7 protein-coding genes are annotated in these 12,952 nt (G+C 57.0%); 4 read left to right on the top strand and 3 right to left on the bottom strand.

All coding sequences use genetic code 11. The features are described 5' to 3' along the window. Nucleotides 1-93: 93 nt before the first annotated feature. The 3 genes from nrfD to fdnG are packed head-to-tail and all read right to left on the bottom strand — an operon-like array spanning nucleotide 94 to nucleotide 5,167. Nucleotides 94-1,347 carry an NrfD/PsrC family molybdoenzyme membrane anchor subunit gene (gene nrfD / locus G491_RS0122185; protein ID WP_028316124.1) on the bottom strand — a complete coding sequence of 418 codons (1,254 nt, stop codon included), beginning with the start codon at nucleotides 1,345-1,347 and terminating at the stop codon, nucleotides 94-96. After that, nucleotides 1,344-2,135: a 4Fe-4S dicluster domain-containing protein gene (locus G491_RS0122180; protein WP_028316123.1), complete on the bottom strand. Its 792-nt coding sequence runs from the start codon at nucleotides 2,133-2,135 to the stop codon at nucleotides 1,344-1,346. Before G491_RS0122180 ends, nrfD begins: the two co-directional genes overlap by 4 nt. Continuing rightward, the gene (gene fdnG / locus G491_RS0122175) at nucleotides 2,132-5,167 is read right to left on the bottom strand and encodes a formate dehydrogenase-N subunit alpha (RefSeq protein ID WP_084511640.1); all 3,036 of its coding nucleotides are present in this window, start codon (nucleotides 5,165-5,167) and stop codon (nucleotides 2,132-2,134) included. Before fdnG ends, G491_RS0122180 begins: the two co-directional genes overlap by 4 nt. 318 nt (nucleotides 5,168-5,485) lie before the next feature. Between fdnG and G491_RS0122160 the strand changes: the two genes are divergently transcribed. The 4 genes from G491_RS0122160 (at nucleotide 5,486) to G491_RS0122145 (ending at nucleotide 12,702) form a co-directional block, all read left to right on the top strand. Continuing rightward, nucleotides 5,486-6,661, top strand: coding sequence for an amidohydrolase family protein (locus tag G491_RS0122160; protein WP_028316120.1), 1,176 nt, complete (start codon nucleotides 5,486-5,488; stop codon nucleotides 6,659-6,661). 900 nt (nucleotides 6,662-7,561) lie between these two features. Further along, entirely contained in the window at nucleotides 7,562-7,879 is a 318-nt protein-coding gene (locus tag G491_RS34460) for a hypothetical protein (RefSeq protein WP_028316119.1), read from the top strand. 442 nt (nucleotides 7,880-8,321) lie between these two features. Continuing rightward, complete coding sequence (locus G491_RS0122150; RefSeq protein ID WP_028316118.1) at nucleotides 8,322-8,858, top strand: hypothetical protein; 537 nt, start codon at nucleotides 8,322-8,324, stop codon at nucleotides 8,856-8,858. Between the two features lie 55 nt (nucleotides 8,859-8,913). Beyond that, entirely contained in the window at nucleotides 8,914-12,702 is a 3,789-nt protein-coding gene (locus G491_RS0122145; RefSeq protein ID WP_028316117.1) for a hypothetical protein, read from the top strand. Nucleotides 12,703-12,952: the final 250 nt, after the last annotated feature.

Below are 12,952 nucleotides of genomic sequence, written 5' to 3'. Positions count from 1 at the left end.
GTTCTAGCTTATTACCACAATTTCGATAATAAGAACCAATAATATATACACCGAAGGCGCCCGGTCAAGGCGGGCGATCAGGGAGGCGAAGCCCTATTCCCGAGGGTGGATTGGCAGATTGGCGATGGCCCAGGCGTAGGTCAGGAGGCCCGCTGAGACGATTCCCATCGTGATAAGGATTTCCAATGGGTGGGGATAGTAGCTTTGCCAGCGTTGAACCTGCAGGCCGATAACGGCCACGTTCACCCGGTTGATGATAAGCCCGCCAACCACCAGGCCGGAGGCCAGGGCCAGCCCGCTTTTTTTCTGCACAAAGCCGGGGGTGAGATACAGGATAAGCGGCGCAGCAACGCCCGCGCCCATTTCAACCCACCACATGAAGGACTGCAGGTTGAGGCTTAACAAGCCGCGCCAATCCCCGTAGGCCAGGATGTCTCCGGCTTTTATGGCCAGGTAGATAATCAGGAAAACCGGAACGATCCGGGCCATGTCCACCAAAGGGGAAAAGGGCGCCTTATGCCCCAGGAAACGCTCCCCGGCCAGGGATTCCAAGGCAACCATGGCCATCCCGGCTGCAATGGCGGAAATCAAAAACATGATGGGCAGCAACGGCGAGTGCCACAGGGGGTTCAGGGAGTGGGCGGTCATTAAGTACAAACTGCCCAAGGATGACTGATGCAAAAAGGACAGCATCACGCCTGACGCGATCAGCAAAATAGGCGTTTGTCTTTGGCGCCCCATGACTCCTTTTCTCATGAGGATTTCCCAGGCCAATAAAAGGCTGGCGACGATGGCAAGCCAGATCCAGGAATAGGTCATGGCCAGGGTGAAGACGGAAAGCAGGACAATGACCAGCCAAGGGGACAGGCTGCGCCACAGGCGCTGCGCCCGGTCCATGGAGTGTTTTTCAAACACCGGCGGCAAAAGCTCCAGGGCCAGGACCAGGGTGTACAGGGACGCGCACCAGCCTATTTCGTACAAAGGCGAGTTGTGGTTGCCCACGAAAATGTACAGCATGTGCCAGGGCCTGCCCATGTCCACGATCAGCCCCAGGACGAACATCACATATCCCAAAAACGCGGTCAAAACAGCAGGTCTGGCCAGTTCCGCAAACCGTTTTCCTCCGAAAATATACACCAGCCCGGCCGTCACAAAGCCGCCGGCGGCCAGGGCCACCCCCGCCAGAATGTCTATGGCCACCCAAAATCCCCAGGGATGCCCGTCGGTCAGGTTGCTGACCGCGCCGATGCCCGCCCAAAAACGATAGATGACGGCGGACAGGCCCAGGCAGGCCAAACCGCCTAAAAGCGCCGGGCCGGGGTGGATGGGAGCGGTTTTTCGGTTCATGATTCGTCCTCGGAGCTTTCCTTGTATGATTCCAGCCTGCGATTGATAACCCAGTATAAAGCGCCCAAGGCCAGGGCGCTGCCGGTGATGGCGAAGGGGATGGCGGCCATGGCGGTTTTGACCTCGCTGGAAAAGGGTTTGTCCGGAAGTCCGGTTGCAAAGCCCATTTTTTCGAACGGCGCCTTGGCCAGATACAAAACGCAGGCGCCGCCCGCTTCCTTTTCTCCGTAAATATGGGAGACATACCGGTTGGGGCTTTTGGCAATGCGCTCTTTGGCCAGGGACAGCAGTTCTTCACGATCGCCGAAGATCAAAGCCTTGGTTGTGCACGACTGGGAGCAAGCCGGTTCCGAGCCCATGGCGATGCGGTCCGCGCACATGGTGCATTTGCGGATTTCCGGGTTGGGATCGTTCCATTCAAAACGCGGGGCGTTAAACGGGCAGACCACCTGGCAGTACCGGCAGCCGAAGCACCGGGATTCATCGTAATGCACCGGGCCTTCGGCGGTTTTCGTCAAGGCTCCGACAGGGCATGCGGTCACGCAGGCGGGTTCTATGCAATGGTTGCACTGCCTTCTGCCGAACACCCAGTCCATGCCATGGCCGTTTTCCACTTCATTGAAGGTGATGAGGTTCCAGGTCCGGGTCGAGCGGTGCGCCGGATTCTGGTAGCCGCCCCCGTGAAAAAAGGAGGTTTGCTCGGCGTCCAGACGGTTCCACTGCTTGCAGGCCACCTGGCATCCCCGGCAGGCTATGCAAAGCGTGGTATCCATGAGCAATGCTTTCATGCCGGGCTCCTTTCCGCCTTTTTAATTCGGCATAAAAAGGCTTTGAATTCGGGAATCATGGTGTTGGCGTCGCCCACGTTGGGGGTGAGCATGTTGGCGCTGTCCCCCTTGGCGATCCCCTGGTATCCGAAATGCCAGACCAGCCCCGCCTGATGCACGGTGCGGCCTTCCAGCTTGAAGGAGGGAATGCGGGAGCTCACCAGGGCGTAGACCTCGATTTCGCCCCGGGCCGACTCTATAATGATTTTATCGCCGTTGGAAATTCCGTGCTCTTCCGCAAGCTCTGTCCCGATTTCCGCAAACACGTTGGGAACCAGCTCCGCCAGCCAGGGCGTGTTGCGGGTCATGGCGCCGCCCAGCCAATGCTCGGTCATGCGATAGGTCGTGGCCACGATGGGAAATTTCTCCCGATCTCCGAATGGGTTCTTATCGCCCGGCTTTTCGCGCCAGATTTTAACCGCCGGGTTGTTTTGGCTGCGGGACATGGGGTTGACAATGGGGCTTTCAAAGGGCTCGTAATGCTCGGGCAGGGGGCCGTCGGCCAAAAATCTGGCCCAAAGCTGGCCGTGGCCGTCCGGCTGCATGATAAAGGGATGCTTTGACCCCGGAGGCCATCCCCCGTCCGGGACGTCCCCCTCCCAGGAGGATTCTTCGGGATTCCATCTGATAACGAAGCGCTCCGGGTTCCAGGGCCTGCCTTCCAGGTCCACGGAGGCCCGGTTGTATAGAATGCGCCGGTTGACCGGCCAGCACCAGGTCCACTCGGGAAACAGGCCGATGTTGCTGGGGGCGTCATCCCTTCCCCTGCGGGCCATGCGGTTGTCTGATTTTTCCGGGCCGGTGTAGGCGTTGCAATAAAGCCAGTTGCCCGAACAAGTGGCGCCGTCGTCCGTCAGATAGGCGAAGGACGGAACCTGATCCCCCTTGGCAAAGGTTTTGCCCTTGACCGTGGTCTCGCGGGTGAAATATCCGTTCACCTCTTTGGCGACTATGTGGGGATCGGGCTCATGGTGGGGATCGCCTTCCAAGGCGTAATCCCAATTCAAGTGCACAATGGGCTCCGGGAAGACTCCGCCGGCCTGGTATTCCTTTCTTACCGCGTTAAACAGGGAATTCAGCACCCAGAGGTCGGGACGGGCGTCCCCGGGCGGCTCGACTGCCTTATACCGCCATTGGGCCCAGCGGCCGCTGTTGGTGATGCTGCCTTCCTTTTCTACGGAGGCGGCCGCAGGCAGTAGAAAAACCTCGGTGTCGATGTCCTTTGCGTTCACGCCCGGCCGCTTCCAGAACCCGGCGGTTTCAGTCTCGAAAAGATCCACGGCGATCATCCATTTCAGCCGGGAAAGCGCTTCCCGCTCCCTGCCAGCATGGGGGCCGCTGACAGCCGGGTTCTGCCCGAACAAAATCAGGCCCTGGACGTCTCCCTTATGCATGGCTTCAAACAAGGGAATATAGGAGCTGTTCACGCTGTGCCTGGGCAGCCAGTCAAAGGCGAAATCGTTCTCCGGGGTTGCGTGATCTCCAAACCAGGCCTTGAGCAGCGAAACCATGTACTTGGGGGTGTTGCCCCACCAGTTGGCGGATTTTGGATCGTTTGAGACGGGCGTGCATCGCTTGAGGTATTGCTCCAGGCTTTGGTCGGACGCGTTGGGGTTTTTCAGGTAGCCCGGCAGAATATGGAAGAGCAAAGCCATGTCCGTGGAGCCCTGAACGTTGGACTCCCCCCGCAAGGCGTTTACGCCCCCGCCAGCCACGCCGATATTGCCCAGCAAAAGCTGCAGCATGGCGTATGTGCGGATGTTCTGGGCGCCGTGGGTGCTTTGGGTGGCGCCCATGGCGTACAGCCAGGTTCCGGCTTTTCCCGCCTGGCCTGACGATGTGTACAGGTCGCAAATCTTTTCGTAGGCGTCCTGCGGAGCGCCGGTGATGCTGCAAACGGTCTGGGGATCGTACCGGTCAAAATGCTTTTTCAGCAACTGGAACACGCAGCGTTCATGGGTCAGGGTTTCGTCCCGGAGGGGAGCGCCCGAGGCGTCGCATTCGTAGGCCCAGGAGGACTTGTCGTAGCTTCGGGCTTCCTGGTCGTAGCCTGAAAACAAGCCTTCGTGGAATTCAAAGTCGGGCGAGATAATAAACGAAGCGTTGGTATAGTTGACCACGTATTCGCGATGAATTCGGTTGTGCTCCAGGGCGTAGCGGATCATGCCGCCCACAAAGGCGATGTCCGTGCCGCTTCGCAGACGGCAATAATGGTCGGCGAAAGAGGATGTTCGGGTGTATCGGGGATCCACAGAAAGGATTATGGCCCCTCGCTCCCGGGCTTTTTGCAGCCACCGGCTGGCTATGGGATGGTTTTCCACCACATTGGAGCCGCAGACCATAACCACGTCGGCGTTGGCCATGTCGATCCAATGGTTGGTCATGGCGCCTCTTCCAAACGTTGCCGCCAGACTGGCGACGGTGGCGCTGTGTCAGATGCGCGCCTGATGCTCCAGGTAGACGACTCCCAAAGCCCGGGCCAGCTTGGCGTAAAGGTAGCACTCCTCATTATCCAGGGCCGCGCCGCCCAGGCAGGCAAGGCCTTCGGTCCGGTTGACCGTGCGGCCGTCCTTTTCCTGCACAAAGGAGGCGTCCCGCGTCTTCTTGATCAGCGCGGCCATGCGGGGCAAGGCCCATTCCCAGGATTTCTCCTCCCAATGATCACTGCCGGGCGCCCGATACATAACCTTTTGCAGCCTGCCCGGGCTGTTGACCGTTTGCGAAAACGCCAGGCCCTTGGAGCACAAGGCCCCCTGGTTGATGGGATGCTCCGGGTCTCCTTCGATCTGCACGACTTTTCCGTCCAGGGCCTTGATGATCGAGCCGCAGCCCACGGCGCAGAAAGGGCATACGGAGGTCGTGGAAACCGCATTGGCAAAAGGGTCTTCCCGAGTCGGCAGGGCCGCAAGAGACTTGTCAGCCTTTCCGGTCAGAACGCCCGCCGCCGCCCCAGCTCCAGCGGTCTTGAAAAACCCCCTGCGCGAAATCTTCATACACTGCTCCTGTCGTTGATGTGCAAAGCAGCGCCAGTCCTCCACCCGGAATCATTTGCGGCCGATAGAATCCACTGCGATTGAATGGGATAGGAATTGCAGCTTAACAGCGATAAGAATATGAGATTGAAAACAGCATGTTGCGTTTGAAAAGCTAACCTGCACAGTATCACAAGAAGCAATGGATTTACAATCACAACTTGTCCATATATTGACTTATCGGCAGGGGCGTGAAAAAAAATAAATTCATGGCCCGGGCGGCAAAAGCCGTCCCAGGACCGGGGCTGAACATCCTTTTATATTTTGCGGGAAGAATCAATGAACTCCTTTTTAAAAATAAAAGCCGGCTGGATAATCGATGGAACAAGCGCTCCGGCCGCTGAAAATATTATTTTAACCATTGAAAACGGCGTGATCAAAAGCCTGGCGCCCGCCGGTCCTGAGACAGCCCAATCCGCCTCCATCCTGGACTATTCCGATTGCACCATCCTGCCGGGTCTGACGGACGCCCACGTGCATCTGGTTATGTCTGGAACCACGGACATGGAAATCCGGGAAACCCAGCTTTTCGTTCCCTACGAAAAATCCGCGCCGGTCATCCAAAGACACCTTGAGGAATCTTTGAAAAGCGGCGTGACTTCCATTCGCGACGGAGGCGATTGGGGCGGCCACGCCCTTCGTTTTGCCAGGGAGGATGCAGACATTCCGGTCATCGCCAAATGCGCGGGCAAGGCGTGGAGGGCGGACAAACGCTACGGCAAGCTGGTGGGGCGTTTCCCTAAAGAGGGCCAAACCCTGGCCCGGGCCATCGCCGAAGACGGCCAAAACCCGGATTTCATCAAGGTGGTGGGCTCGGGACTCAACAGCCTGATCGAGTTCGGCAAGCAAACTCCGCCCCAGTTTTCCCGGCAGGAACTATCCCAGGCTGTGCAGGCGGCAAAGAAGCTGGGCCTGGCAATCATGATCCACGCCAATGGGGACGAGCCCGTGCGTATCGCCGTGGAAGCCGGATGCCAGTCCGTGGAGCATGGCTTTTTTATGGGCCGGGACAACCTGAAACGCATGGCCGAACATGGAACCGTGTGGGTCCCCACGGCCGTCACCATGGAAGGCTACGCCCAATCCATCCCGGACGACGACCCGAAAAAGGCCGGCGCCCTGAAAAACCTGGAAGCCCAGATGGAGCTCATCTCCCAGGCCCGGGAACTGGGCGTCACCCTGGCCCTGGGCACGGATGCAGGCAGCACCGGCGTGCATCACGGAAGATCCCTATGGCGTGAGATGGCTTTGTTTATGAAGGCGGGGTTTAGTCTGGAGGAAGTCGTCAAGGCGGCCGCCGGTAACGGCGCTGACCTGTTGGGGCTGAAAGATCTGGGAACCCTCGCTCCCGGCAAGGCCGCAACCCTGGTTATGGTCAAGGGCTCGCCCCAGGACCTGCCCGCCAGCCTGCAGCAACCCGTTGGCGTCATGGTGCGAGGAAAACAGGTCGTTTAAGACTCTTGTTTGAAAATAGGGCCTTAAACAACGCTCTTCGCCCGCCGGTCAACTCAGACCTTGATTATCCCCTCCGGTCGCGCCTATTGCGCTTCGATGAAATGGTCTCCCCCCGCTTCACAAAACGGCGTCTATGCGCGCCCAGGAAAACGAGTTTCCTGGGGCGCCCTGGTTGGGGGGCGCCCTGGTTGGGGGGCGCCCAGGTTGTTATGGAATGATGACGGCTTTGAAGTTGTATTTGATTTTTTTGACCCAAGAAAGGTTGTTGTTCACCACAGAGGATGGATGCAGCCCAAAAGGTTCCGGGTGGCTCAGGCAGTGCAGTTTACTGCCTGAGTGCGAAGCACAGAAGGCTTGAGGAAACGCTTATGGAAGCCAAAGTTTTTCTTGAACCGGCAATGCCGGGAAAGGCAGGGCTTCAAAAATTTCCATCCGCCCGCCTGCCACGCCTGATTTCGACTATCTTTCCAGGTCGCGCCTTTTGCGCTTGCGCGCCCAGGCAAAAAAAGCCTTGCCTGGGCCACCCTGGTTGGGGGACGCCCAGGAGGTTATGCAATGATGACGGCTTTGAAGTTGTGTTTGATTTTTTGACTCAAGAAAGGTTGTTGTTCACCACAGAGGATGGATGCAGCCCAAAAGGTTCCGGGCGGCTCAGGCAGTGCAGTTTACCGCCATAGTGCGGAGTAGGGTTATGCAGCCGCATTTGCTTATTCATTCAAAGAAAATGGCCTCACATTCTCTGAAAACTTTTTTGTCGACTTTTTTTCCTTTCCCCTCGTCATATCAGTCAAAACCGGTTAGCTGTGCAAGGCAGGAAGCGCGGCCGCGGCCTTTGAAAAAAATCGAGTGCATTCAATCCCAGAGATTTCGTTCCAAAACTGAAATACTGAGAGGTGAACCATGCAGAGAAAATGGAAAATGACGGGGCTGGCCATGGTATGCGCTATCGCGCTGGCCGCAGGAAACGCTTGCGCCGGTCCGGTGGGAAAAGTCCAGGCAAGACAAATGGGCAGAATTCACCAGGGAGTGAAGTCCGGGCAGTTGACGCCCGGTGAAACCAGGGCGTTGGCTCATCAGCAAAGGGTGATCAGGCAAACCAAAAGAGCTTTCCTTTGCGACGGGCGCCTGGACCATAGAGAGCGGGCCATTTTGCATCACATGCAGCAGCGGGCAAGTGCAAACATCGCCCGGAAAAAGTATAACGGGCGCCATCGTTAGTATGCCTTGATTGCGGGAGCGCCGGCGACTTTCAAACCGCCGGCGCTCCTGGCGGCGTAAGGTAATCAACATTCCTTCCGTAAAATTCGGCGAAGCCTGAATCAAATCCCAATTAATTCCAATTTTTTATGTAAAAATATTTTTTGAATGTATATTATTGTAACTATTTAAATTCAAATGGATTTATTAGTATGTTGAATGGCCTTGCCACGGAGGCGTATATTGTGTTAAAGACAATCTAATACCAATTTAAACAGTAAAAAATAACATTTTTGGGCGGCTGCTGCCATTGTTCACCAAAGCGAAAATAGTATGGAGCGCAGGCCTTGCGATGTTGTGCGCGTATTTGTGCTGGGGGATTTTCGCCGCCAGTTCACACGAGGCGCCCGTCCCTTTAAAATCCTCCAACCCTTCGATTGTGCAACAAATGCAAGGCGTCTCAATGGAAGCCGGCATTTCCGGCGAGCACATCGTTTCCATATCGGCGGACAGGGTTGTTATGGAAAAGATACAAATTGGCCCTATGCGCTTTGGACTGATGAGCATCGCCCGGTTGGAGAACGCCAGAATCAAGGTTTTCGGCGGCTTCAATCAGGACAAGGTTCAAGCAGGGCGGCGGCCCTGCTTTTCAGGCCTGTTTTCCACGGACCCATCCAAAGAGCTTACCGGGTCTGCAAAAGCTGTCCCTTTAATATTCAAACCCCTGCGCATGGATTTTTATTCCGGCGAAATTCCCATGGCCGGCATCTCCGCCGGATCGGCCGTTCTGGATATGGACCGGCGGGTTGTGGCTTTTTCAAAGCGCGTGGTGGTTCGCTCGGAAGGAAGAAGGCTGACCGCCGAGAGAGCGGAGTTTTCGCCGGAGACGGGCGAGCTTTTCATTCCGGGGCCCTACCAACTCAGGACCGCGCAGGGAGCCTGCTCCGGAGATTGCCTTAAAACCGACGTTTTGCTCCAAGGCGATTGGTTTTCATCATGATCAGGCGTTAATTATTCATACGGCTTTTCAATGCAAAGAGGGAACGGGAAAAATTATGATTGAGAATCGAGTTTTGTGCAACACAATAGCCAATTTATTCATTATGTTACTCATTTTGGCGAATCCTTTTTGCGCATGGGCCGAAGCTTCCGGGAATTCCCAGGCTTTAACGGAAGAGGGGCGGGCGCTGTTTTTCAATCAGGGAGACCTGGAGTATTCCAAAGTTCTGGCGGCTCACGAAAAGTTCGAGGCTGCCGTCGCCGCGGACTCCACAAACCAGGAAGCCCGGCTGTTTCTCAGCGGGTCCAGGCTGGCGTCGTTCCTGCTGGACCAGGGGAGCGGGAGCGGGTTGGAAACTCTGCATGATTTGGCCGAAGCCTTTGGCCTGTATCGCAACAGCGAGGATGAGGCGGGTGAAATTCCCTACAGCCTGTCCCCCGGCGTTGAAACGGAGGAAGGCGTGTTTTTGCCCCGCGGCGCCCCAGGCGGGGAGGATCTTCGCCTTTTCCTCCATGACGCCTTTGTGGGAACGATCGACGCTTCCTTGGCGGACTTGGATGCCATTGACTCCTCTCTTGTGGTCGAGTTAACGCCTGATGAATTGGGCGATCCCACGGGCCTGGGCTGCGAAATGGACTATGGAGACGTCCTGGCCTTCAAGGCGGGGCTGAACCTGATGAAGTCCGTGCTGCTGATCGCCTCCGCCTACAATATGGATGTGGACATTCGGGCTTTGGTTGCCCTCAGCAACGCCGGAATTTTTCAGTTTCAAAGGGACGTGGTGGACGCCTGTCAAAATTTTGGGGAGTTGCTTCCCGCGGGCGCGGTTTCGGCGGATGGAGAAGCGATCCTCGCCCGGGCCAAGACGTCATTTCTGGCGGGCTTGAACGCGGCCCAGGAAGCCCACGCCTTTATTCTTGCGGAGTACGAAGGCGGGGTTGACGATCAGGCCGACGAATTTCTTTTTATAGGCTCGGACGAAGATAAACGCTTGCTGGAAATGGGCGACAAGGCCATTCAGGACCTGAAAGACTCGCTGCTCGACAACACGGAATTCGTCTACACCCAAAACATGGAAAAGTGGACCCTGACCGACTCCCGGCAATGGCCGGGCTGGGAGCTTAGCCTGGAAGTCGAAAGGGATCAGGACGGAGTATTGATATCCGGCGATTCCCATATCAGTCAATTCGGCGCTGACATGGACGACCCTCCACCCAATGACGATTTCGCAGATGCCCTGACTCTCTCAGGAACATCCGGCGCCGCCTGGGGCCATAACGCCAACGCTGCCTCCGAGGCGGGTGAGCCGGCCCAAGCGGGAACCCTGAACGCCTCGGCCTGGTGGAACTGGACCGCGCCCGAAGCCGGCGTTTATTTTTTTAACCTATATGACAACTATTGCGAGACTGTTTTGGCCGTGTACACGGGCGGAGATGTGGGCGGCCTGACGGAAATCGTCTCCAGCGACAATCCCTGGTGGGAAGAATCCGTGGTGAGCTTCACGGCCGAGGCGGGAGTTGTATATCATGTCGCCGTCGATACCAAGTCCTGTACGACCGAGTATATGCTTGCCTGGAGCAAAGGGATCAGCCCCGAAGGCAACTTTACAAGACCCTTTATGTTCCTCCACTGGCATCATGACGACGTATATCACTTTGACCCGAACGGCGCTGATCCCATCATGACCAACGGCGACTCAATTCCCTATGTGGAAATTGCAGCGACAAGCGTCGCCGCCGACAGTTTTACCGGAACCTACACCTTTGGCGGCGGCGAATGGCTGCCCTGTCAGGGAGTCATCCAGGGGACCCGCGTTTCCCAAGACTCCGAAACCCGGACTTTTGACCTGAACAGGCTATTCGGAAACACGGGCAAGGATCCCCTCGACATTCGGGATTCGCTTCCCAAATGGGATTCCAGCAATGATTTGATTGGAGGCAGTTTTGGCGGAGACCCGGTTTTAAACGGCATCCTGCGCGACATGCTCACCAATGAAGACTTGACCAATCTGCTGGAACTCCAGCCGGGAGGAGACTTCACCATTCCAACCCTGCCCATTGTCATTGACGGAGACCCCGGCGATTGGACCCAGGACGCGTTGGTCTTTACGGACCCCTCGGGAGATGGAAACAGCCCCGCCGGGACGGACCTGAAAGACGTCTACCTTGCCTATGACGGCGCCGGGAATTTGTGCGCCGCCATGACCACCTATGACGGAAGTCCCATCGGGTACAATTACAGGCTTGCCTTCATCAACCCGGTCACAAATGTTTCCGCCTGCTTGTATGCGGACCGTAACAATGACGCGGGAGTGATTGCATGGCGCGCCTATTGCTCCCGGTATTTCGGTTACCTCGGGACCGGACCTTATGAGGCCGCCGCCGGAGACTCGTTCATTGAATTCCGGGCGCCGCTGGCAGTTTTGGACAATATCTCCGGAGGCGTCAGCGGTTCCACGCTGCGGGCGGCTATCTATTCGGACGATAACAACACGCACGTCCGCGTGGATGCCAACGGCGTTATTACAGGGGAAATTACGTGCGACGATTGCGCAAGAAAATCCGCTGAAGGCAGGATATACATTTACGCCTATTCCGGCGACGACCTTTCCACCGCCGCGCTTCTCGCCAGCGCCTATGTGGACGGCGCCGGAGCTTACACCCTGGAAGGCCTGCCCGTCGGCCAGGACGTGTATCTTTATGCGATTTACGATTCGGACGGAACCGGCGTAAAAAATATCGGGGACATCCAAGGCGACTCCCTGAGCCAGACCATCGTAACCCAGGACGGAACGGTTTCCGGCATTGTCATTAATCTGGACGACCTGTTGGACGAAAACGATATCTGGACCGACGGCGAGGTCTACCGGGTGTACGGCAGCACAACCTGGAGCACGGCTGAATGCACGGAAGGCGGGGTGGACGCAGTCCCGTGGGGCGACGGATGGACCTTGTTGGGCAAGGGAAAATCCACCCAAACCATGGCCGTGGACAAAGCCTACACCGCCATTCTCATTGTCTGGGGGGAGGCGCCCCGCTTCTATCTGGACGCCTTTACTGATGAAATTGCACGCGCTCACTTCGCCGAGGAAGACGGAAGGTGTTTCAGCACATCCTCTCTCGATCATCCGGAATTTATGAAAAGCGCCCCCGACGCCCATGGCGCATGGACCACGGGGCCGGGCTACGCCCTGTTTTCCATGCCCGGCGGAACGAATACACTGGATAACGGCGCAGGCGCCTTGAAAATCACCCTGGTCGCCGGCCAATGGGGGGACGTTAACGGCGACGGCTCCGTGGGCGTGTCTGATGCGGCCGCAGCCATGCAAATAGCAACCAGGACGTCCAAAGCATACACCCCCGGTCCCCTTAGCGACTGCGACGGGGACGGAAGCCTTGGGCTGGCCGACGCCCTGATTGTCATGAATCACGAGGCGGGCGTGGACAGGCCGGAGCCCATTCGAACCGTCGCTTTGCTTGACGACCAAAGCCTGGATTTTTCAACAGGCGAAGTAAATCCCGCCAGCCAGGCTGACCTTCTGGTGCAGAATGACAACCCCTTTGTGGAATGCAATCTCTTCGGCCTCGTTTCCGGCGGCGGCATGGAATGCCACTATTTGCTGTCCCAAGAGGATTTTGAGGCCATGTGCGTTTCCAAGGAAGTTTTTGATGAGTGCATTCCGTACACCATCGCATGGAATGTGCATAATGACGCGGGGAAACGGATTCAGTTTGTCAGAACCCAGGAAGGGTTCTATGCGTTGATATTCCTGAGAGCCTACGACGGAAACGCCCTGACCATCGATTATGTATACCCCTACGGCGCCTATTCCTGGCTGCCGTAGGTTGCACGCACTTAGTAAGTTCATCATCCTTGCCGGGGCGGTCCGCTTTTCCCGACCGCCCTGGTTGGGGGGGGCGTCCAGGTTATTATGGCGCCCTGAGGGTTGTGACGCTGCATCTGTTTTTTTTATCCAAGGAAGAATGTTGCCCGCCAAGGGAAGGCATGGAGCCAAAAAGGTTCCGGCGGCTCAGGCAATGCTTCATGAAAACCCTCTCTCCGGACATGGGCGTCAGTGCTCCGTCAATATAAAA

It is taken from the genome of Desulfatibacillum aliphaticivorans DSM 15576 (genome assembly GCF_000429905.1).
In the GTDB taxonomy this organism is placed as follows: Bacteria; Desulfobacterota; Desulfobacteria; order Desulfobacterales; family Desulfatibacillaceae; genus Desulfatibacillum; species Desulfatibacillum aliphaticivorans.
The sequence above is the reverse complement of the archived record's forward strand: the minus strand, read 5'-3'. Positions and strand labels throughout refer to the sequence as shown.

What these genes read in the sequence shown, in the direction of transcription:
- nrfD (WP_028316124.1), bottom strand. Translation starts at nt 1,347, where the DNA reads ATGAACCGAAAAACCGCTCCCATCCACCCCGGCCCGGCGCTTTTAGGC.
- G491_RS0122180 (WP_028316123.1), bottom strand. Translation starts at nt 2,135, where the DNA reads ATGAAAGCATTGCTCATGGATACCACGCTTTGCATAGCCTGCCGGGGA.
- G491_RS0122160 (WP_028316120.1), top strand. Translation starts at nt 5,486, where the DNA reads ATGAACTCCTTTTTAAAAATAAAAGCCGGCTGGATAATCGATGGAACA.
- G491_RS34460 (WP_028316119.1), top strand. Translation starts at nt 7,562, where the DNA reads ATGCAGAGAAAATGGAAAATGACGGGGCTGGCCATGGTATGCGCTATC.
- G491_RS0122150 (WP_028316118.1), top strand. Translation starts at nt 8,322, where the DNA reads ATGGAAGCCGGCATTTCCGGCGAGCACATCGTTTCCATATCGGCGGAC.
- G491_RS0122145 (WP_028316117.1), top strand. Translation starts at nt 8,914, where the DNA reads ATGATTGAGAATCGAGTTTTGTGCAACACAATAGCCAATTTATTCATT.